Origin of the sequence: Pseudomonas sp. BW7P1 (assembly GCF_024981055.1) — a bacterium.
Lineage (GTDB): Bacteria > Pseudomonadota > Gammaproteobacteria > Pseudomonadales > Pseudomonadaceae > Aquipseudomonas > Aquipseudomonas bananamidigenes.
The window spans coordinates 423,137-443,243 of the sequence record NZ_CP103374.1; the positions used below are offsets into that span (position 1 = coordinate 423,137).

Genomic DNA, 20,107 nt, shown 5'->3' on the forward strand with positions numbered 1-20,107 from the left:
ATGCCTTTGATTTCGCGTTTCATCCTTTTGCTGGGAGTGCTGCTGGTCAGCGCCTGCGCCCAGCAGGCTCCGGCCTTCGCGCCGCCGTACGAGCGTCCGGTGGCGGCCAATGAGAAGCCGTGGCCGAAAAACCACGTGCTGGGTATCGCCTATCACGACGTCGAGGATCGCGACCCCGATCAGGCCGTGGTGGCCGTGCGCACCGAGCGCATGATCGAGCAACTGGCGTGGCTGCGGGAAAACGGCTACAAGCCGGTGACGGTCGATCAGATCATGGCCGCGCGCAAGGGCGGCGCGGAACTGCCGCCCAAGGCGATCCTGCTCAGCTTCGACGATGGCTATTCGAGTTTCTACACCCGCGTGATGCCGGTGCTGCGCGCCTACAACTGGCATGCGCTGCTGGCACCAGTGGGCGTCTGGATCGACACACCGCTGAATCAGCCCGTGGATTTCGCCGGGACTCCGCGTCAGCGCTCCGATTTTCTGACGTGGGATCAGATACGGGAAATCTCGCAATCGGGCCTCGTGGAAATCGCCGCCCACACGGATGCCAGCCACAAAGGCATCCTCGCCAACCCGCAAGGCAACATGCAGCCGGCGGCCGCGACCCGGCGTTACGATCCAGTGACCAGACGCTATGAATCCGAGGCGGATTTCCAGGCGCGGATCCGCACTGACGTGGCCGCCATTTCGGAAAAAATCCGCAAGGCCACCGGCAAGAAACCTCGGGTCTGGGTCTGGCCTTACGGTACGGCGGATGGCACTTCGCTGACGGTCGTGGGCGAGCAGGGTTACGAAATGGCTCTGACCCTCGATGACGGTCTCGATGCCCTCGACAATCTGATGAGCAGCCCGCGTTTTCTCGTCGCGTCAGACCCGGATGGCGAGCACTTTGCCAACAGCATCGTCGCGGTGCAGTCCGACTCTCCCATGCGTGTGGTGCACGTCGACCTGGACAATGTTTATGACCCGGACCCCGCACAACAGGAAGTCAACCTCGGCAAGCTGATCCAGCGCATGGCCGACATGGGCGCCAACACCGTGTTCCTGCAAGCCTTCGCCGATCCGAAAGGCGATGGACTGGTGCATTCGCTGTATTTCCCCAACCGTCATCTGCCGATACGTGCCGATATCTTCGACCGTGTCGCCTGGCAACTGCGTACCCGGGCCCACGTGAAAGTGTTTGCCTGGATGCCGGTGCTGAGCTTTGCACTGGATCCGAAATTGCCGCGGGTCACGCGCTGGGATCCGCAGACCGGCACCACGTCGATCGACCCGGATCAGTACAAGCGGCTGTCGCCGTTCGATCCCGAAGTGCGGCGGATCATCGGTGAGATCTACGAAGACGTGGCGCGCCTGACTTCGGTCGACGGCATCCTCTACCACGACGACGCCGTGCTGTCGGACTTCGAGGACGCCAGCCCTGAAGCCCTGAAGGCCTACGCTGCCCACGGTCTGCCGGGCTCGATTGCGGCCCTGCGCGATGATCCGGCGGCCATGCAGCGCTGGACCCGGTTCAAGAGCCGTTACCTGATCGACTTCACCCACGAACTGACCGCCAAGGTCCGGGCAATCCGGGGACCGCAGGTGCTTACTGCGCGCAACCTCTTCGCCGAGCCGATTCTCAATCCCGAGAGCGAAGCCTGGTTCGCGCAGAACCTCGACGATTTCCTCGTGAGCTACGACTGGACGGCGCCGATGGCCATGCCGCTCATGGAAAAACAGACCCAGGCGCAATCCGGCCCGTGGCTGGAAGAGTTGGTGGCGAAGATCAAGCAGCGCCCCGGTGCGCTGGATCGCACAGTGTTCGAACTGCAGGCCCGGGACTGGACGAAAAAGGATCAGGCCGACATCGACGGCGCACAACTGGCCGACTGGATGGGGCGTCTCAAGCGCCAGGGCGCGACCAGTTTCGGCTACTACCCGGACAACTTCCTCGAGAACCTGCCGGACCTGAAAACCGTGCGGCCTGCGCTCTCCAACAAATGGAACCCATGACATGCTGGATAGACTGCTGGCCCTGCTGGTTCTGGCGATCGTCCTCGGCGTCCCGCTGGGGCTGATCTTTCTGGTCACCGGGCAATTCCTGATGGACTTCGTGTTCTTCTACCCGCTGTTCATGTCCGGGTTGTGGATTTCCGGCGGCCTGTATTTCTGGCTGCACTGGGAGCGGCACTGGCCGTGGAAGGACGACACGCTGCCGCCGCCGCTGGCAGGTGAACCGCTGATTTCGATCCTGATCCCTTGCTACAACGAAGGCGACAACGCTGCCGACACCATTCACGCGGCGCTGGCCCAGCATTACCCGAACATCGAAGTCATCGCGATCAACGACGGTTCCAAGGACAACACCGCGCAAGTGCTGGATGCCCTGGCCAAGGAAGACCCACGACTGCGGGTGCTGCACCTGGCGGAAAACCAGGGCAAGGCCGTGGCCCTGCGCATGGGCGCCATCGCGGCGCGCAGCGAATATCTGGTATGCATCGACGGTGATGCGCTGCTGGCGCCGAACACTGCCGCCTACCTGGTGGCGCCGATGCTCGACAACGCACGGCTTGGCGCGGTGACCGGCAACCCGCGGATCCGCACACGTTCGACACTGGTCGGGCGAGTCCAGGTCGGCGAGTTTTCGTCGATCATCGGCCTGATCAAGCGCACGCAGCGGGTATTCGGACGGATCTTCACGGTGTCGGGTGTGATCGTCGCGTTCCGCCGCACCGCGCTGAACCGGGTGGGCTACTGGAGCCCGGACATGATCACCGAAGACATCGACATCAGCTGGAAACTGCAACTCGATCACTGGAGCATCTTCTACGAGCCCCGCGCCCTGTGCTGGATCCTCATGCCGGAAACCCTGCGCGGTCTGTGGAAACAGCGCCTGCGCTGGGCCCAGGGCGGCGCCGAAGTACTGTTCAAGAATATTCGCGGGATCTGGCAGTACCGCCATCGCTACCTGTGGCCGCTGCTGTTCGAATACTGCCTCTCGACCGGCTGGGCGTTCACGTTCCTGTTGTCGGTCATCTTCTGGGCCGTCGGCAAATTCGTGGTCCTGCCCGACGCAATTGCCGTGCATCACCTGATGCCGCCGGCGTTCACCGGGCTGTTGCTGGCGTTTGTCTGCCTGGTGCAGTTCGCGGTCAGTATCGTGATTGACCGGCGTTACGAACCGGGCCTCGGCCGGACTATGTTCTGGGTGGTCTGGTATCCGTTGGTGTTCTGGTTCATCAGTCTGCTGACCACGCTGGTCAGCTTTCCCAAGGTGCTGTTCGGCCAGCATCAGAAGCGTGCGCGTTGGGTCAGTCCCGATCGGGGGATCAAGCCGGTCGGGGACGACGAAGAGGAGGTCATCAAATGAAAATCATCCGGACCCGCCAGCGACCTTTTCTGGTGGTGATCGATGTGATCCTCACCGTGCTGGCCTGGGTCGGCCTGCTGTATCTGCTGGTACGTGGACTGTGGCCTTTGATTGAAACCCATGCCGGCGGCCCGCGCATCGACAACTCGGCGTTCGAGGCCCTGGGCACGCTGCAGGTTTATCTGTGGGTGGCGCTGATCAATGCCGTGATCCTGATTTCCTGGGCCCGTTATCAACAGCGCAAGAGCCGCAGTTTCGCCCAGCGTCGTCTGGCCGCGCCGGTGGTCGACGATGATGGTTTGAGCAAAAGCTTCAAGCTGTGCGATGACCGCCTGCAGAAGCTGCGCAGCCCGGGCGTCATCACCATCCACAACAATCAGGACGGTGATGTCAGCCATGTCGTGCCGCACCTGTGGCCGGTTGAACCTGCGGAACTGCCGCCACCGCTGGCTCCGCTCGAGCACCCGCGGGTGATCTTTCTGCACGCCGAGGACGACGATAACCGCGATCCCACGAACCGGCTCAACTGACCGCGCGAATCAGCCGCCAGGCCTCTTCCATGGGCAGCGGCTGCTTCAGGCGTTCGGCCAACAGCGCCATGGCGCGCTCCCGTTCACAGGCCACCGCAGCCACCACCAGGCCGTCGGCGCCGAACAGGCCGATGAAGGGCGGCTGTTCGGGCTCGCCCATGAATTCGATGGCGTCCCACTGTTCGGCATGGCCGAGATAGTCGTAATTGCGACCGAAGTGCCAGGTCCAGAAATACGGCACGTCGAGGTAGTGTTCGTCGGCGCCGAGCATATTGGCGGCGGCAATCCGTGCGTGTTGCTGGGCCAGGCGCCAGTGTTCGATGCGTGTCGGCTTGCCGCATGACGGGAAGGTGGCGATGTCACCGATGGCCCACAGGTGGTCGGTGACCTTCATGCCGGCATCGACCCGAATCGATTGATCGTCCTCCAGTGGCAATGAGGTGAACGCCGCGGTCGCCGGATGCACGCCGATCCCCGCCAGCACCAGATCCGCCGAGAGACGCAGACCGTTATCGAGCAACACCGCCTCGACCCTGCCATCGCCAGTGATCTCCCGGGCGCTGTGATCGACGATGAATTTCACCCCGTTCTCTTCGTGCAGCGCGCGGACAGCCTTGCCCGTGGCCTCACCGAACTGCGTCGCGAAGGGCGTGGCGTGGCGCGCCAGCACCGTCACCTCGAGACCGTGCTGGCGCAGGGCCGAAGCGCACTCGAGGGCAATGAAACTGTCACCGATGATGACGGCGCGTTGTCCTGGCTCTGCAGCTCTCATGATCTGTCCGGCCTGGGACCGCGAGCGCAGGACAAATACCTGCGGCAGATCTGCACCGGGCAAAGTCAGCGTATCGGGCGTCGCGCCGGTTGCGAGGACGGCGGCGCTGTAATTCAGCGTCCGGCCATCGGCCAGATGCAGGGTTCTGGTCGGCGCATCGAGGGCCACGACTTCGCCTGAAACCCGGTTGATGTGGTGCTCGCGGTAGAAGTCTTCATCACGCAAGGCCGGGGTTTGCTGTGATTGCATCTCGCCGGACAGGACAAATTTGCTCAATACCGTGCGGTCATAGCCGGCTTCCGGTTCGCGGTCGATCATTACGATCCGCCCGCCAAAGCCTTTCTCCCGCAGGGCGGCGCCACACGCCGTTCCTCCGGCGCCGGTACCGACGATGACAAAGGTGCGTTGGTCGTCCAGTGGTGGGCTGTGAGGCTCCGGCAAAGGCTGGTCATCGACCCAGACATCATCACCGCGCAGTTCCAGCGGGTAGCGCTTGAGGCTGTCCAGCGCCGGCGGTTCGCACAAGGCGCCATCTTCGAGACGAAAGGCTGCCTTGTGCCAAGGGCAGATCAACCGGCCATGGCATACGGCACCCTCCGCCAGCGGTGCCCCGGCATGCGGGCATTCGCCCTGAAACGCGCGTAACTGGCCAGCCGTGCGCAACAGAACAATCCGGCAGTCGCCGATCTGCACTTCAAGGCCACGGTCTTCAGGTACATCGGCGAAACGGGCGACACGATGCAGGGACATGAGTGTGCTCCACGGGGTATTTCTCTTACGAGTCTGGTCCGGATCACGAGGTTCAGCCATTTCCCACTGCCACGGTGCGAACGGTACGGCTATAGTTTGCAGGCCGACGAAGGCCCAACTGCACAAGGTGCTCCCGGATGACCCGATTGACCTCTCTCAACCCTTGGCTGGCGGCCGTTGCCGTCGCCCTTTGCGTGCAGTTCCCGGCGCAGGCCCAGGAACGCTTCACCCTCAGCATTCCCGGTGTTTCGGACAATCGTCTGTTCACCGCGGCCGCCGCCAGCGACGCTGCCGGTTGCGGCGGCAAGAACCTGTCCCCGGCGCTGAGCTGGAACGCCGGCCCGGCCGCCACACAGAGCTATGCCATCGTGATGCACGATCCGGACGGCCAGAAAGGCCTGGGTGTCGATCACTGGGTTCATTACGGCATCAAGGCCACGACCCGGCAGATCCCTGCCGGTATCGGCACCAAGCCGACCTTCGAAGGCGTCGGCGGGACCAACAGCAAAGGCACGACCACCTATGTCGGTCCGTGCCCGCCGACCGGTGACAGTGCCCATCACTACATCATTCAGATCTACGCCCTGGACCTGGCCCCCGATGCGTTGCCGGCCGGCCTGACCCGCGCCCAGTTGCTGGAAAAGATCAAAGGCCATGTGCTGCGCAACAGCAGTGCGGTGCGGCGTTATCACCGCTGAAAAATATTCAGCGGCGTTTAACCCGAACTGAAAGGGCTGCCCGTCTCAGAGGTTGAATGGATCAATTCTTCCTCGAGGTCAGCCCCCATGTCTCTTTCTTCGATGCTTCTGCGACCCCTGGCTGCCGGTGTGCTGTTGGTCGTCGCCGGTTGCGGTGTTTCCTCCAGTCCGGAATCGGCTGCCGTGCCACCACCGGCACAGCCCGAATCCAGTCCTTCGGTGCAGCACGAAGCGCTCATGGCTGATCGCGCGCTGGCCAAACGCAGCGCACCCATAGCGCCGATGGCCAGTTTCGCCCCGATGCCTGCCGGGGAAAGTTATCCACAGGGCTATCGCGCCGAGCCGCGCGAGCAATATGCCAACCTGGCCGATAACCCGATCCACAGCGTTGCCGAAACACCCGTCTCCACCTTCAGCGCCGATGTCGACACCGGTGCCTATGCCAACGTCCGCCGACTGCTCAATCAGGGTCGTTTGCCGCCAGAGGGCGCGGTTCGGCTGGAGGAGATGGTCAATTACTTTCCCTACGGCCATGCGCTGCCCACCGACGGATCACCCTTCGGCGTGACCACGGAGCTGGCCGCGACGCCGTGGAATCCGCACACCCGTTTGTTGCGCATCGGCATCAAGGCCTCCGACCGCTCGGTGGCGGAACTGGCACCGGCCAATCTGGTATTTCTGGTGGACGTATCCGGCTCGATGGATCGTCGTGAGGGACTGCCGCTGGTCAAAAGCACCCTGAAGTTGCTGGTCGATCAATTGCGTGAACAGGATCGCGTGTCGCTGGTGGTGTATGCCGGCGAGTCACGAGTGGTGCTGGAGCCGACCTCCGGACGGGAAAAGGCGAAAATTCGCACGGCCATCGAGCAGTTGACGGCGGGTGGTTCGACCGCTGGCGCTTCCGGCATCGAAATGGCCTACCAGATGGCGCAACAAGCATTCATCGCCAAAGGGATCAACCGCATCCTGCTGGCCACCGACGGTGACTTCAACGTCGGCGTCAGCGACTTCGACAGCCTCAAGCAAATGGCTGTGGATAAACGCAAGACCGGGATTTCCCTGACCACACTGGGTTTCGGTGTGGATAACTACAATGAACACCTGATGGAGCAACTGGCGGATGCCGGGGACGGCAACTATGCCTACATCGACAACCTGCGCGAGGCGCGCAAGGTATTGGTGGATCAGTTGGGTTCGACCCTCGCCGTGGTGGCGAAAAACGTCAAGTTGCAGGTGGAGTTCAACCCGGCGCAGGTCAGTGAATACCGGCTGCTCGGTTACGAAAACCGCGCGCTCAAGCGTGAGGACTTCAGTAATGACAAGGTCGATGCCGGTGAAATCGGTGCAGGGCATACGGTGACGGCGCTGTATGAAATTGTCCCGACAGGCGAGAAGGGCTGGCTGGAGCCGCTGCGCTACGGTCAATCGGAGTCGGTTGCTTCCGGAAAGAGCGGAGAATTGGCAATGCTGCGTGTGCGATATCAAAAGCCTGAGGGTGGGAAAAGTCTGCTGATCGAGCGACCGATTGCCAGCCAGGTTGTACCGGCCAGCGAAGACCTGCGTTTTGCTGCCGCCGTTGCTGCGTTCTCCCAACAGCTCAAGGACGGTCGTTACACCGGTGATTTCAGCCTCAAGGACACCGAAACCCTTGCTCGCGGTGCCCTGGGCGATGACCGATTCGGCCTGCGCAACGAATTCGTGCAACTGGTGGAGCTGGCACAGAGTCTGCGGGCCTCGATCGCTTCCAATACGTTGCCAACCGAGCGACGGGTTGAATAGTGAGCCGTCTTAAGGGCTTTATCAGCCAGTTGTTTGCCAGCGCCGACAACCTTGAGGCCAGCAGCGACGAATCGTTGCTGGCCCGTTATCGCGAGGGCGAGGGCAGGGCGTTCGAAATCCTGTATGCCCGGCATCGCCAGAGTCTGTACCGGTTTCTGCTCGGTTTGAGCGGCAAGCCGGAACTGGCTGAAGAGGTGTATCAGGAAACCTGGTTGAGCCTGATCCGCAGTGACAGTCAGCCACAAGGCCGGGCGACTTTTCGTACCTGGCTGTTCCAGATTGCCCGCAATCGCTTGATCGACCATTGGCGCAAGCACGGTACCCGGCAACCGCTGTACGACAGCTACGACGAGCAGACCCATGCGGTCAGTGATGATGCGAGCGACCCCGAACAACTCTTGAGCCTGAGCCGCGACAGCCAACGCCTGGACAGCGCATTGCAAGCCTTGCCTGCCGAGCAGCGTGAAGTATTCCTGCTGCGCGCCCAGGGCGACCTCGATCTGGCGCAAATCGCCAGTCTTACCGAAACACCGCTGGAAACCGTCAAGAGCCGCTTGCGCTACGCCCAGCAAAAACTGCGTCGGCTGCTGGCCGAGGAGGTACTGACATGACGGACATGCGCCAGACACCCGAGGAGCAAGTGCTCAGGCACTTTCGCGAGCAACAGGATGGCGAACCGCCGGCGAATCTCGATGCGTTGATTCTCGATGCCGCGCGTCGCCAGGCCTCGGTGCCCAAAGCAAACCTGTGGCAGCGCTGGCTCAGGATCTGCCAGACACCGCGCTACCAGGTGGCCTTCGCCAGTCTTGTCGGCATTGCGTTGATGCTGTCGCTGGTGCAACGCGCTCCGGAGCCGGTGGCTCATTATGATTTTGCCCCTGCCGCCAGACCGGCTGCACCCTTGCCCCGCAAGGAAGCCGTGGACGCCAGGAAATTATCGGCCCCCACGGGCGCGCTGTCCGCACCCGCGCCTGCTCCGATGGCGGAAATGGCTGCGCCGATGCAAAGCGAATCGATCAGCGCCGACAGGGCAGAAGAAGCCAAAATCAGCAAACGCGCCGCCGTCCCGGCCAATGGTCTGGATGAGCAGCTTCGTGAAGTCCTGCGCTTGCGCGAATCCGGTCAATCGCAAGCGGCTGACGCTCTGTACAACAATCTGCACAAGCGTTACCCGAGTGTGAATCTGGACCTGCGTCTGGAACAAATTCGCCAGAACTGACCGGCTGATCGTCCAGCCATTTGGCATTGCCCTGCAAAAACGCGCACTATCGGGGCATTGCCGATGCGCTGGAGGATGCCGTGGCCCAAAAAATCGACCGCATCGCCCAAATGCTCAACTGCCCGGTGAAGGGTGAGGAAATGCGGCGGGCAGTGACGGAGAGTCGCAAGGAGTTTCTTCTGGCCAGACAGGCTGAGGAAGACCCGGAGGACGACGTTTTCGATGAGGAGTGGATCGAGGACGGAGAAGACGATGATGAGTACGACGAGTTTGACTGGACGACGGAGTGAGTCGTCAGTCGGCAGACACAAAAAAGCCCCGGACCTTGCAGTCCGGGGCTTTTTCGTTTTGTTCATGGCGCACCAGGCGGGATTCGAACCCACGACCCCTGCCTTCGGAGGGCAGTACTCTATCCAGCTGAGCTACTGGTGCAGCGGGCGACATCATACCTAGGTCGGCTCGGGGCGTCCATGCCGGTTTTTGCCGGGCCATTGTCAGTGTTTGTGTCGGGTTCGGGGCGCATTCCAAAAGGCTGTAACGTCCTGCAAAACGCTCTCGTGGCAGTTTGGCGCAGCTGTTCTATTGTTTTCCTGCGGCGGGTTTCTCGATCGCCTTACTCAGGGAGAACAGCATGAGCGTCGTCAATCCTCAAATCACCGACTCCGTCACCCAGTCGAACGTACAGGTGGTCGGTTGCGCACCGGCCACGGCCATTGCCACGCTGACCCAGGTCACCGGCCATGCGGTCAGTCTGGCGCTGCAGAACGCGGTCAGCCATCAGCAAGCGATGAATATCATCGGTAATGCAACGGTTGCAGCCGCCGTGCAGCAGATTCTGTCGGTGGGAGGGCGATCCTGATGGCCGGGGAAAACGCGCAGGGCGAAAACGTGGAGCAACCGGCAGTCGACCCTGCCGCCGCTGCGGCGGCGTTGCTCGAGTCGCTCAATGAGCATTTGCTCAAGCAATCGGCTGATGGCGTGGGCGCCGAAGCCTTGAACCGCCAGATTGTCGAAGCGGTGAACCTGCTCAATGCTCAGCTTGCTTCCCATGCGCCCGCCCTGGCGCAGTTGGGATCGGAACTGCTGGTTCGACAGGCCAGCGGGCTGGTGGCGCAATCGGCGGCGAGTTATTTCGACGGAGTTACCAAACTCGCCCTGGCCTCGCAAGGCGTGCTGTTGCGCAAGATGACCGAGAGCATCATCAAGGACGACCTCGATGCCGCCACCGAAAGTGCGCTCGGCGCCTTGAATACCCATCTTCTGGTGGGCGGCGCTGCGGCGGTGGCCGCGGCGAGCGGCGTGCTGGACGCCGACGGAGTGAACCAGGCTCTTGAGCGAATCGATCAGAGCATCGCCCGGTTCAACGCCAGTCATCCCGAGCGTACCTCGGGCGCCTGAGCAATATTTGCAACATCCACTGTCCCTTGAAAGGAGTCGGAAGATGGCAACCGTGAATGATCAGATTACCGATGCGGTCACCCAGAGCAGCGTCAAGGTTGTCGCCGAGGCGCCAGCCATGGCGATGGGCAACGTCTACCAGAGCATGGCGCATTCGACCGGCATTCTGTTCGAGAACGCTGTCAGCGCCCAGCAGCAACAGAACACACTGGCGCAGGCGGCGACCAACCAGGGTGTGATGCAGATCTACAGCCTGGATACCACGGCGAGTGCCGGCGCGACGGAAAAAGTGGGGCAGACCGGGGTTGCCGACAACCTGACCAGCCTGTTGACGGTTCTCCAGTCGTTTAAGAACAAGTAGTCATTACGTCTCGTCCCCTGCCGTTCGGCGCCGGCAGGGAACGTCAACGCATGCACGCTGATCTGAAATGTTCAGCAATAGCGGTGTTTTTGTTCTTTTTTTCGAACGACCTATTGTCCTTTACCCCCTTTGATCCTAGGATCCGTTTGAGATTTCAAACGCTCTTTGATCGGGTGCCGAGCCGCACGTGTTTTCAACCGTGCACCATTGAGGTGCTCCAGCCCGTTGAATGATTTCCCTGACGGCAGCCTTGCGAGGCGCCTTTCTACAATCATAATTTTGCTCCGCGCGGGTCGCGGTGCTGTTAAGGAAAGCCGACATGCAGCTTAAAGACACCCAGTTGTTCCGCCAGCAAGCCTTCATCGATGGCGCTTGGGTCGATGCGGACAGCGGTCAGACGATCAAGGTCAACAACCCGGCCACCGGCGAAATCCTGGGCACCGTGCCGAAGATGGGCGCTGCCGAAACCCGCCGTGCCATCGAGGCTGCCGACAAGGCCTTGCCGGCCTGGCGCGCCCTGACCGCCAAGGAACGCGCAGGCAAACTGCGTCGCTGGTTCGAACTGATCATCGAGAACCAGGACGACCTGGCTCGCCTGATGACCCTCGAACAAGGCAAGCCGCTGGCCGAAGCCAAGGGTGAAATCGTTTATGCCGCTTCGTTCATCGAGTGGTTCGCCGAAGAAGCCAAGCGTATCTACGGTGACGTGATTCCAGGCCACCAGCCTGACAAGCGCCTGATCGTGATCAAACAACCGATCGGTGTAACCGCCGCCATAACCCCGTGGAACTTCCCGGCGGCAATGATTACCCGTAAAGCGGGCCCTGCGCTGGCCGCCGGTTGCACCATGGTGCTCAAGCCTGCTTCGCAAACCCCGTTCTCCGCTTTCGCCCTGGCCGAACTGGCCCAGCGCGCCGGTATCCCCAAAGGTGTGTTCAGCGTGGTGTCCGGCAGTGCCGGCGACATCGGCAGCGAGCTGACCGGCAACCCGATCGTGCGCAAACTGTCCTTCACCGGTTCGACCGAAATCGGTCGTCAGCTGATGTCGGAATGCGCCAACGACATCAAGAAAGTCTCGCTGGAGCTGGGCGGTAACGCGCCGTTCATCGTGTTCGACGACGCGGATCTGGATAAGGCCGTCGAAGGCGCGATCATTTCCAAATACCGCAACAACGGTCAGACCTGCGTCTGCGCCAACCGTCTGTACATTCAGGATTCGGTCTACGACGCTTTCGCCGAGAAACTGAAAGCGGCCGTCGCCAAGCTGAAGATCGGCAACGGTCTGGAAGAGGGCACCACAACCGGCCCGCTGATCGACGAGAAAGCCGTGGCCAAGGTGCAGGAGCACATCGCTGACGCGGTGGGCAAAGGCGCTACCGTGCTGGCCGGTGGCAAGCAAATGGAAGGCAACTTCTTCGAACCGACCATCCTGACCAACGTGCCGAAAGACGCGGCTGTGGCCAAGGAAGAGACCTTCGGCCCGCTGGCGCCACTGTTCCGCTTCAAAGACGAAGCGGAAGTGATCGCGATGTCGAACGACACCGAATTCGGTCTGGCTTCCTACTTTTATGCTCGCGACCTGGGTCGCGTGTTCCGTGTGGCGGAAGCCCTGGAATACGGCATGGTCGGCGTCAACACCGGGCTGATCTCCAATGAAGTCGCGCCGTTTGGCGGCATCAAGGCCTCCGGCCTGGGCCGGGAAGGCTCCAAGTACGGCATCGAGGATTACCTGGAAATCAAATACCTCTGCCTGGGCATCTGAGCCCGGTAGAAGATCGCTGTAAACGCAAAGGGCACGAGAGCGCTGTCCCTTTGCGTCGTTTCAAACCGGAATTTTCTCTGCGGCCGGGAACGCCGTGGCAGTCGATCATCGCATGCTGTCACCGCCAATCCTTGCGCTTAATCCTTGAACCACGCCGCCCGATGAGCGGTGAATGAGGACTGTAATGAGCAAGACTAACGCTGACTTGATGGCCCGTCGTACCGCTGCTGTTCCACGTGGTGTCGGCCAGATTCACCCGATCTTCGCCGATTCCGCGAAGAACGCGACCGTAACCGACGTCGAAGGTCGCGAGTTCATCGACTTCGCCGGCGGTATCGCCGTGCTGAACACCGGCCACGTGCACCCGAAAGTCATCGCCGCCGTGACCGAGCAACTGAACAAGCTGACCCACACCTGCTTCCAGGTTCTGGCCTACGAGCCGTATGTCGAGCTGTGCGAAAAAATCAACGCACGCGTGCCGGGCGACTTCGCCAAGAAAACCCTGCTGGTGACCACCGGTTCCGAAGCCGTCGAAAACGCCGTGAAGATCGCCCGTGCCGCCACTGGCCGCGCTGGTGTGATCGCTTTCACCGGTGCCTACCACGGTCGTACCATGATGACCCTGGGTCTGACCGGTAAAGTCGTACCTTACTCGGCTGGCATGGGCCTGATGCCAGGCGGCATCTTCCGCGCGCTGTACCCGAACGAATTGCACGGAGTGAGCATCGACGACTCGATCGCTTCGATCGAGCGCATCTTCAAGAACGACGCCGAGCCGAAAGACATTGCCGCGATCATCATCGAGCCTGTTCAGGGTGAAGGTGGTTTCTACGTTGCGCCCAAGGAATTCATGAAGCGTCTGCGTGCCCTGTGCGACCAGCACGGCATTCTGCTGATCGCTGACGAAGTGCAGACCGGCGCTGGCCGTACCGGCACGTTCTTCGCCATGGAACAGATGGGCGTTGCCGCCGATCTGACCACGTTCGCCAAATCCATCGCTGGCGGCTTCCCGCTGGCCGGTGTGTGCGGCAAGGCCGAATACATGGACGCCATCGCGCCAGGCGGTCTGGGCGGCACCTACGCCGGTAGCCCGATTGCTTGCGCTGCGGCCCTGGCCGTGATGGAAGTGTTCGAAGAAGAGAAACTGCTGGATCGCTGCAAGGCTGTCGGCGAGCGTCTGGTAACCGGTCTGAAGGGTATTCAAGCCAAGTATCCGAAAGTCATCGGTGAAGTGCGTGCCCTGGGTGCGATGATTGCCGTCGAGCTGTTCGAAAATGGCGACAGCCACAAGCCGAACCCGACCGCAGTCGCTGCCATTGTGGCCAAGGCGCGTGAAAAGGGCCTGATCCTGCTGTCCTGCGGCACCTACGGCAACGTACTGCGCGTGCTGGTTCCGCTGACCTCGCCGGATGAGCAGCTGGACAAAGGTCTGGCGATCATCGAAGAGTGCTTCTCGGAACTGTAAGTCCGGGTACTGTGTGATCGGCTCAACAAAAACCCGCTTCGGCGGGTTTTTTTACGCCTGTTGAAACACATCCTGTGCGTTCGGGCTGTATCGAAGCGCCAGCATTGGCTAAGGTTGAAGCATTGCAAGGGAGGGCGAGCATGACAGCCGTCGAATTACCCGCTGTACCCCGAGTCCTGATTGCCGAGGCCGATCCGTGGTCCCGCGACTTGCTCAAACAGGTTCTGCTGAACGTGCGCTGCGATGCACGGCTGGATCTGTGCGCCGATGGCCAGGAGGCGATGTCTCTGCTCAGTGAAGTGCCTTATGACCTGGCCATCGTCGACTGGGAGTTGCCTGGCGTCGATGGCTTGAACGTGTTGCGCAGTGTCCGCCAGCGCAAACGCAATCCGCCGCTGCCGTTCATTCTGATGAGCAGCCGCAACGACAGCGCCAGTGTGCGTGAAGCCCTGCCGCTGGCGCCGACGGCCTACCTGGCCAAACCCCTGAACATGGAAAACCTCACCGAGCGCCTGCAAGGGTTGCTGCTTGATGCCGGCCAGGAAGTGCTCTGCGAAGTGCCTGCATTGGCGCCGGGGATGACCTTGTCGGTATTCCTTGAGCGTCGCCGTGAGCAGGCCGATGGCGCACCGCTGATGACTGACGTGCAGTTGGCGGTCAAGCGCAGTCTCCATCCCGACGGGCTCGACCTGAAACTGCTGGAAGAGGAAATCCGCACCGATCCGCAAATCACGGCGGTGTTGATCGCCGCCGCCAACAGCGCTGCACAACATCATGGTGCCGCGGTACAGACGCTGGCCCAGGCGCTGCATCGTCTGGGCACCGGGCAGAGCATGAACCTGATTCTCGGCCTGGCCCTCAAGCGCAGCGCCAGGCTCAGCGATCCGTGCCTCGCGGACTACGCCGAGCGCTATTGGGACCTGTCGCTGCACACCGCCGAATATGCGCGCACCCTGGCACGTCTGCTCGACCTCGATCAGGAGCGCTGCTATTGCGCGGGGATGTTGCATCGTCTCGGTGATCTGGCGTTGTTGCGCTGTCTGCAAGAGTGGAAGCAGGCGGGCGGCGAGCTGGACGAGCTGGAGGAAATCGGCGATGCGCTGGCCGAATTCGGTGCGGCGTACGGCTCGGCGCTGCGCACCCGTTGGCGCCTGCCGCTGGAGTTGCGCGAGTTGATTGCCTCGGTTTATCAGCTCGGTGGCGGGGTCTACTCGCGCGAGGCGCTGGTGATGAACATGGCGGCACAGATGGCGCGGCTGACCGAGCATGAGGGCGTAGAAGAACTGGCGCAGAGCCGCACGGCGCGATTGCTGAAGATTGGATTGCCTGAGCTGACGCGGATGCGCAAATAACCTGCTGAAGCAGGCAAGCCCGGCTTCCACAGGGTTTTGTGTCGAGTCGAAAATCCGGTGTCAGGCCGAGATGATCCTGTTCTTGCCCTGACGCTTGGCTTCATACATCGCCGCATCGGCCCGGGCGAACAGGGCGTCGAGATTCTCGTCTTCCGGGGTGAGGCTGGTCAGACCCTGGCTGACCGTGATACCGAACGCCTGTTCACCCTGACTGAAACTCAGACGCTGAATTTCCCGTTGCAGACGCTCGGCCACCTGCATCGCCATGTCCGGCGCACAGCCAGGAAACACCGCTGCGAATTCCTCACCTCCAATTCGTCCGAACAGGTCACCCCGGCGCAATGAGGCACGTCCGCATTCAGCAATCCGTTGTAGTACGTTGTCGCCTTCCGGATGGCCATGGGTGTCGTTGATCACTTTGAAATCATCGATGTCCAGCAGCAGGAACGCCAAGGGCGCGCCCTGGAGGCGAGCCTCTTCAAACTCGCGATTGGCGCACTCGAAGAAGTGCCGGCGGTTGCTGCTCTGGGTCAGCACGTCAGTGGTGGCCAGGCGCTGCAGCTCGCTTTCCATCTGTTTCTTTTCGGTGATGTCTTCGGCGAGACCGACGATGATCACCGGTTGTCCCGGATCTTCCTGGCGGTTGATGAAGCACTTGTCGCTGATCCAGCGTACCTGGCCGTCGGCATCGATGATCCGGTATTCGCGGTCTTCCACTGCGCCCTTGTGCAGCACTTCGGCGAGACTGCGCTCGGCATATTCGAGGTCTTCGGGGTAGATGCTGTCGCGCCACTGGTTGTAGTCGGCCAGTAACAGCGCAGCCGAGCGGCCGAAAATCCGCTCATAGGCGGGGCTGACGTACAGCACCTGACGGGTTTCCCAGTTGAAGGCCCAAAGCACGGCGTTGACACTGACCAGCAGCGAGCTGAACAACTGTTCGCGTTCGCTCAGGCGCGCGACTTCGCCCTGTGCGTGCATCAATGCCATCAAGGTTTGCGCGGCTTCTGGCCACTGGGGAGGGGACGAGTCTTTTTGATTGTTGTTGACCATCGACACGGATCTCAAAGGGCGTGCCGGGAAGTCGACAACGGCCACGGGATAGCCCGCCAGAGTGGCGAAGTGTCTTTGAGATAGGGTATCGCGGGTGAAGTTCCGCGCTTTCGTGGAGAGGGAGTTTGCTCCCGCCGGGCGGTAGTGACGACGTGTTCCGCAGAAAACACGTCGCCAGCTTTTGCGTTTGCTGTGCAGCCTTCGCGAGAGCAGGCTCCCGCGCCACAATCAGGCAGGGCGTAGCGAGTAGGTTTTCAACTGATCGGCGAATTCACGCAGGGACTGGATACCGCTGGCCTCGGCCTCGTGTACCCATTCCTTGATGGCCGCGAGCATGTCGTGGCCATTTGCGCTGGTCTTGACCCAGATCTGCTGCAGGGCCAGGCGTTTTTCGTAAATTACCTTCAGCGCCTGGCTGTGCTCGAGCATGTTCTGGATGCGTGCGTGATGACGATCCTCGAGCAGGCTGGTTTCACGGGAGAGCAGACGCTTGGCGCGGTGAAACTGGTGACGCACCGAGTGATCGACCTTGGCCAGTTCCTGCTTGACCAGCGGCCCGATCACCAGCTTGCGGTACTGGGCCATGATCTGGAAACGGTTGTTGAGGATCGCCATGGCGGTGTCCATGTCGAGGCTGCCCTTGCCTGCCACGCGGTGAGCGATCGGAGCGACCCGTTGTACCCTGGCCAAGCGCAGGAAACAGAAAACCTTGATCCAGGCCCAGCCGAGGTCGAACTCCCACTTCCTGACCGACAGCTTGGCCGAGTTGGGGTACGTATGGTGGTTGTTGTGCAGCTCTTCGCCACCGATCAGGATGCCCCACGGCACCAGATTGGTCGCGGCATCGCGGCATTCGAAGTTGCGGTAGCCGACGGCGTGACCGAGGCCGTTGACCACGCCGGCGGCCCAGACCGGGATCCACATCATCTGGATCGCCCAGATAGTGATGCCGATGGTGCCGAACAGCATCAGGTCGACGACGGCCATGAGCGCCACGCCCAGCAAGCGATAGCGGCTGTAGAGGTTGCGTTCGATCCAGTCTTCCGGGCAGTTCTTGCCGTAGATGCGCAGGGTCTCGGGGTTCTGCGCTTCTTCGCGGTAGAGCTCGGCACCTTTGCGCAGCACCGTGGACAGACCTTTGACGACCGGGCTGTGCGGGTCATCCTCGGTTTCGCATTTGGCGTGGTGCTTGCGGTGGATGGCGGTCCACTCGCGGGTGTTCTGTGCAGTGGTCAGCCACAGCCAGAAACGGAAAAAATGCTTCAGTCCGGCATTCAACTCCAAAGAGCGATGGGCAGAGTAGCGGTGCAAATAGACCGTGACGGAAACAATTGTCACGTGGGTCATCAGCAGGGTCACGGCGACCAGCGACCAGGCCGACAAGCCAAGAAAACCTTCGTACCACATAGGCTATAGGGCCCTCGATAGAGAAAAAAACAGCCGTTGCATTATCACCAAGCACACAGATAAAACCAGTCGCCCTTTCAGATAAGAGATGGCTGGATGTTTCTTGACCTATAATCCCGACATTTTTTGTAGGGACATGGACGGCCGAATGTCTGCCACATACCGCGATGCCTTGCGTGCAGCGCTGCTTTACCTGGTTCTTGCCGTTGTCTGGCTGCAAGGTACTGGTTATTTATTGAACAGTTTCTTCGATAGCTCTGCTGATCTGGTGCGTTGGCAACTGATCAACGGTTATGTCTTTGTGGCGCTCAGTGCCGGGCTGATCTTCCTCGCCCGGGCGCGCCTGTTCGAATGTCTGGGCATCGGTGCCCGGTTGCGCGAGCGTCAGGCCGATCGCGAACGCCTGCGGCAGGCCGCCGCGGTGTTCGACTGCACCCGCGAGGGCGTGCTGGTCACGGATCGACAGGGCCTGATCGTGCACGTCAATCGAGCCTTCATGGAAATCACCGGTTATCAATACGACGAAGTGCTTGGCCGTCAGCCCAGTCTCTTCAAGTCCGGGCACCATCCGCCGGGGTTCTATCAGGCGATGTTCGCCACCTTGCAGACGCAGGATGAGTGGAGTGGCGAGATCTGGAACCGGCGCAAGAGCGGGGAGATTTATCCACAGTGGCAAACCATCCGGGTGATTCGCGACGATAATGGCCGCCTCAGTCACTACGTGGCAGTGTTTTCCGACATCAGTGCGATCAAGGATTCGGAGCACGAACTCAAGCACCTGGCCCACCACGATCCGTTGACCGACCTGCCCAATCGCCTGCTGTTCAGTGACCGCGCCGAACAGGCACTGGCTTCGGCGCAGACCCACAAGCGTGGTTGCGCGCTGCTGATGATCGATCTGGACCACTTCAAACTGATCAACGACAGCCTCGGCCACAACATCGGAGATCGCCTGCTCAAGTCGGTCGCCGTGCGTTTGCAGGCGCTGTTCGGGTCAGGTATCACGCTGGCGCGCCTGGGCGGCGACGAGTTCGCGGTGCTGATGGAAAGTTGTCCACAGCCGGCGCAGGCCGCGGCCCTGGCCCAACGCATTCTCGATGCCCTCAAGGAGCCGTTCTGCCTCGACGGCCACGAGTTGTTCATCAATGCCAGCCTCGGCATCAGTCTGTTTCCCAGCGATGCCTTGAGTGCCGAGCAACTGCTGCGCAATGCCGATGCGGCGTTGTTCAAGGCCAAGAGCAGCGGCCGAAACGGCTATGCGCTGTACACCGAAGAACTGACCGCCCACGCGCAGCAACGGGTCGAGATTGCCTTCGAATTGCGTCGAGCGTTGGAGCAACAAGAGCTGCGGGTCTACTACCAACCGGTTCACGACCTGCAGACCAGTCGTCTGGTAGGTGTAGAGGCCTTGGTGCGTTGGGAGCACCCACAGCGTGGCCTTGTGTCACCCGCGGAGTTCATTCCGATTGCCGAACGCACCGGGATGATCTCGGAAATCGATGCCTGGGTGATGCAGCAGGCTTGTCGGCAGATGTGCCAATGGCAGCAGGCCGGGGTGGTGCTGTCGTTTGTTGCGGTGAATGTGTCGTCGCGACTGTTCGCGCGCCGCGAATTGTATCAGCAGGTGGCAAAGGTGCTGCATGACACCGGGCTTGATCCAGCCTATCTGGAGCTGGAAGTCACCGAAAGCGCAGTCATGGATGATCCGGAAGTGGCGCTGGAGCAGATGCATCGTCTGCGCGAACTGGGCATCCGTCTGGCCATCGATGATTTCGGCACGGGTTATTCGTCGCTGTTGCGGCTCAAACGCCTGCCGGTTCAGAAGCTCAAGATCGATCAAGGCTTCGTCGCTGGCCTGCCTTGGGACGAAGACGATGCCGCGATTGTCCGGGTGATCATCGCTTTGGCCCGGAGCATGGGCATGCAGGTGCATGCCGAGGGTATTGAACAGCCCGAGCAGGCGGCGTTTTTGCTCGAACAGGCGTGCGATCTGGGCCAGGGCTACTGGTTCGGGCGGCCAGTGCCGGAAGCTCAGATCGACTGGGCCAGAGCGCCGGCAATCGGCTGAAGGAGGTGCGCAGCGGGTTTGCGAACGGGCAAATCCGCCGCAAACCCTTGCTGCATCACATAATGTTTTCCAGTTATATAAACATTCTTAAATAGTCTTTTTAAGAATATCTGCGCCTCTCTTATATTGCTCCCACGCCGA

The 20,107-nt window shown here is 61.2% G+C and carries 18 protein-coding genes and 1 tRNA gene; 15 read left to right on the plus strand and 4 right to left on the minus strand.

What is annotated here, in order from left to right:
* The 3 genes from pgaB to pgaD are packed head-to-tail and all read left to right on the plus strand — an operon-like array spanning position 1 to position 3,885.
* Entirely contained in the window at positions 1-1,998 is a 1,998-nt protein-coding gene (gene pgaB, locus NWV16_RS01885) for a poly-beta-1,6-N-acetyl-D-glucosamine N-deacetylase PgaB (RefSeq protein WP_260521754.1), read from the plus strand.
* Position 1,999: 1 nt separating this feature from the next.
* Positions 2,000-3,355: a poly-beta-1,6-N-acetyl-D-glucosamine synthase gene (gene pgaC, locus NWV16_RS01890; protein WP_065257464.1), complete on the plus strand. Its 1,356-nt coding sequence runs from the start codon at positions 2,000-2,002 to the stop codon at positions 3,353-3,355.
* Positions 3,352-3,885, plus strand: a complete 534-nt coding sequence (gene pgaD / locus NWV16_RS01895) for a poly-beta-1,6-N-acetyl-D-glucosamine biosynthesis protein PgaD (protein WP_065257465.1) — start codon at positions 3,352-3,354, stop codon at positions 3,883-3,885. Before pgaC ends, pgaD begins: the two co-directional genes overlap by 4 nt.
* Here pgaD and NWV16_RS01900 read toward each other — a convergent pair.
* Positions 3,878-5,407 (minus strand): apoptosis inducing factor family protein, encoded by a 1,530-nt coding sequence (locus NWV16_RS01900; protein ID WP_260521755.1) that lies wholly within the window; start codon positions 5,405-5,407, stop codon positions 3,878-3,880. The two genes, pgaD and NWV16_RS01900, sit on opposite strands and share 8 nt — an antisense overlap.
* Before the next feature lie 137 nt (positions 5,408-5,544).
* On the opposite strand from NWV16_RS01900, the gene NWV16_RS01905 reads away from it, so the two are divergent.
* The 5 genes from NWV16_RS01905 (at position 5,545) to NWV16_RS01925 (ending at position 9,393) form a co-directional block, all read left to right on the plus strand.
* A complete protein-coding gene (locus NWV16_RS01905) occupies positions 5,545-6,105 on the plus strand; it encodes a YbhB/YbcL family Raf kinase inhibitor-like protein (RefSeq protein ID WP_065257467.1) in 561 nt (186 codons plus the stop codon).
* A gap of 87 nt (positions 6,106-6,192) precedes the next feature.
* Positions 6,193-7,884 (plus strand): VWA domain-containing protein, encoded by a 1,692-nt coding sequence (locus NWV16_RS01910; protein ID WP_260521756.1) that lies wholly within the window; start codon positions 6,193-6,195, stop codon positions 7,882-7,884.
* 29 nt (positions 7,885-7,913) lie between these two features.
* Complete coding sequence (locus NWV16_RS01915) at positions 7,914-8,495, plus strand: RNA polymerase sigma factor (RefSeq protein WP_260523470.1); 582 nt, start codon at positions 7,914-7,916, stop codon at positions 8,493-8,495.
* Positions 8,492-9,103, plus strand: a complete 612-nt coding sequence (locus NWV16_RS01920; RefSeq protein ID WP_260521757.1) for a hypothetical protein — start codon at positions 8,492-8,494, stop codon at positions 9,101-9,103. The genes NWV16_RS01915 and NWV16_RS01920 overlap by 4 nt, the downstream gene beginning before the upstream one ends.
* Before the next feature lie 20 nt (positions 9,104-9,123).
* Complete coding sequence (locus NWV16_RS01925; protein ID WP_260521758.1) at positions 9,124-9,393, plus strand: hypothetical protein; 270 nt, start codon at positions 9,124-9,126, stop codon at positions 9,391-9,393.
* Positions 9,394-9,458: 65 nt separating this feature from the next.
* Here the strand turns inward: NWV16_RS01925 and NWV16_RS01930 are convergent.
* Positions 9,459-9,535 (minus strand) — tRNA-Arg (locus NWV16_RS01930).
* A gap of 199 nt (positions 9,536-9,734) precedes the next feature.
* Here NWV16_RS01930 and NWV16_RS01935 point away from each other — a divergent pair.
* From NWV16_RS01935 to NWV16_RS01960, 6 genes are all read left to right on the plus strand, one after another.
* Positions 9,735-9,962 (plus strand): RebB family R body protein, encoded by a 228-nt coding sequence (locus NWV16_RS01935; protein ID WP_065257472.1) that lies wholly within the window; start codon positions 9,735-9,737, stop codon positions 9,960-9,962.
* Entirely contained in the window at positions 9,962-10,501 is a 540-nt protein-coding gene (locus NWV16_RS01940; RefSeq protein ID WP_260521759.1) for a hypothetical protein, read from the plus strand. The genes NWV16_RS01935 and NWV16_RS01940 overlap by 1 nt, the downstream gene beginning before the upstream one ends.
* A 43-nt stretch (positions 10,502-10,544) precedes the next feature.
* Positions 10,545-10,862, plus strand: a complete 318-nt coding sequence (locus NWV16_RS01945) for a RebB family R body protein (RefSeq protein ID WP_260521760.1) — start codon at positions 10,545-10,547, stop codon at positions 10,860-10,862.
* 319 nt (positions 10,863-11,181) lie between these two features.
* On the plus strand, positions 11,182-12,624 hold the full coding sequence (gene gabD, locus NWV16_RS01950) for an NADP-dependent succinate-semialdehyde dehydrogenase (protein ID WP_260521761.1): 1,443 nt from the start codon (positions 11,182-11,184) through the stop codon (positions 12,622-12,624).
* 184 nt (positions 12,625-12,808) lie between these two features.
* Positions 12,809-14,089 carry a 4-aminobutyrate--2-oxoglutarate transaminase gene (gene gabT, locus NWV16_RS01955; protein WP_260521762.1) on the plus strand — a complete coding sequence of 427 codons (1,281 nt, stop codon included), beginning with the start codon at positions 12,809-12,811 and terminating at the stop codon, positions 14,087-14,089.
* Between the two features lie 140 nt (positions 14,090-14,229).
* The gene (locus tag NWV16_RS01960; protein ID WP_260521763.1) at positions 14,230-15,441 is read left to right on the plus strand and encodes a response regulator; all 1,212 of its coding nucleotides are present in this window, start codon (positions 14,230-14,232) and stop codon (positions 15,439-15,441) included.
* 60 nt (positions 15,442-15,501) lie between these two features.
* Here NWV16_RS01960 and NWV16_RS01965 read toward each other — a convergent pair whose 3' ends face one another.
* Both NWV16_RS01965 and desA read right to left on the minus strand, forming a co-directional pair.
* Positions 15,502-16,491 carry a GGDEF domain-containing protein gene (locus NWV16_RS01965; RefSeq protein ID WP_260521764.1) on the minus strand — a complete coding sequence of 330 codons (990 nt, stop codon included), beginning with the start codon at positions 16,489-16,491 and terminating at the stop codon, positions 15,502-15,504.
* A 228-nt stretch (positions 16,492-16,719) separates the two neighbouring features.
* On the minus strand, positions 16,720-17,898 hold the full coding sequence (gene desA, locus NWV16_RS01970) for a delta-9 fatty acid desaturase DesA (protein ID WP_260521765.1): 1,179 nt from the start codon (positions 17,896-17,898) through the stop codon (positions 16,720-16,722).
* 148 nt (positions 17,899-18,046) lie between these two features.
* On the opposite strand from desA, the gene dibA reads away from it, so the two are divergent.
* The gene (gene dibA / locus NWV16_RS01975; protein WP_260521766.1) at positions 18,047-19,966 is read left to right on the plus strand and encodes a phosphodiesterase DibA; all 1,920 of its coding nucleotides are present in this window, start codon (positions 18,047-18,049) and stop codon (positions 19,964-19,966) included.
* Positions 19,967-20,107 lie beyond the last annotated feature (141 nt).

Bases quoted from the DNA above. Each gene is read 5' to 3' on its own strand.
- dibA (WP_260521766.1), top strand. From the start codon at position 18,047: ATGTCTGCCACATACCGCGATGCCTTGCGTGCAGCGCTGCTTTACCTG.
- NWV16_RS01910 (WP_260521756.1), top strand. From the start codon at position 6,193: ATGTCTCTTTCTTCGATGCTTCTGCGACCCCTGGCTGCCGGTGTGCTG.
- NWV16_RS01965 (WP_260521764.1), bottom strand. From the start codon at position 16,491: ATGGTCAACAACAATCAAAAAGACTCGTCCCCTCCCCAGTGGCCAGAA.
- NWV16_RS01900 (WP_260521755.1), bottom strand. From the start codon at position 5,407: ATGTCCCTGCATCGTGTCGCCCGTTTCGCCGATGTACCTGAAGACCGT.
- gabD (WP_260521761.1), top strand. From the start codon at position 11,182: ATGCAGCTTAAAGACACCCAGTTGTTCCGCCAGCAAGCCTTCATCGAT.
- NWV16_RS01935 (WP_065257472.1), top strand. From the start codon at position 9,735: ATGAGCGTCGTCAATCCTCAAATCACCGACTCCGTCACCCAGTCGAAC.
- desA (WP_260521765.1), bottom strand. From the start codon at position 17,898: ATGTGGTACGAAGGTTTTCTTGGCTTGTCGGCCTGGTCGCTGGTCGCC.
- NWV16_RS01905 (WP_065257467.1), top strand. From the start codon at position 5,545: ATGACCCGATTGACCTCTCTCAACCCTTGGCTGGCGGCCGTTGCCGTC.
- NWV16_RS01940 (WP_260521759.1), top strand. From the start codon at position 9,962: ATGGCCGGGGAAAACGCGCAGGGCGAAAACGTGGAGCAACCGGCAGTC.
- pgaD (WP_065257465.1), top strand. From the start codon at position 3,352: ATGAAAATCATCCGGACCCGCCAGCGACCTTTTCTGGTGGTGATCGAT.
- NWV16_RS01960 (WP_260521763.1), top strand. From the start codon at position 14,230: ATGACAGCCGTCGAATTACCCGCTGTACCCCGAGTCCTGATTGCCGAG.
- pgaC (WP_065257464.1), top strand. From the start codon at position 2,000: ATGCTGGATAGACTGCTGGCCCTGCTGGTTCTGGCGATCGTCCTCGGC.
- NWV16_RS01945 (WP_260521760.1), top strand. From the start codon at position 10,545: ATGGCAACCGTGAATGATCAGATTACCGATGCGGTCACCCAGAGCAGC.
- NWV16_RS01920 (WP_260521757.1), top strand. From the start codon at position 8,492: ATGACGGACATGCGCCAGACACCCGAGGAGCAAGTGCTCAGGCACTTT.
- pgaB (WP_260521754.1), top strand. From the start codon at position 1: ATGCCTTTGATTTCGCGTTTCATCCTTTTGCTGGGAGTGCTGCTGGTC.
- gabT (WP_260521762.1), top strand. From the start codon at position 12,809: ATGAGCAAGACTAACGCTGACTTGATGGCCCGTCGTACCGCTGCTGTT.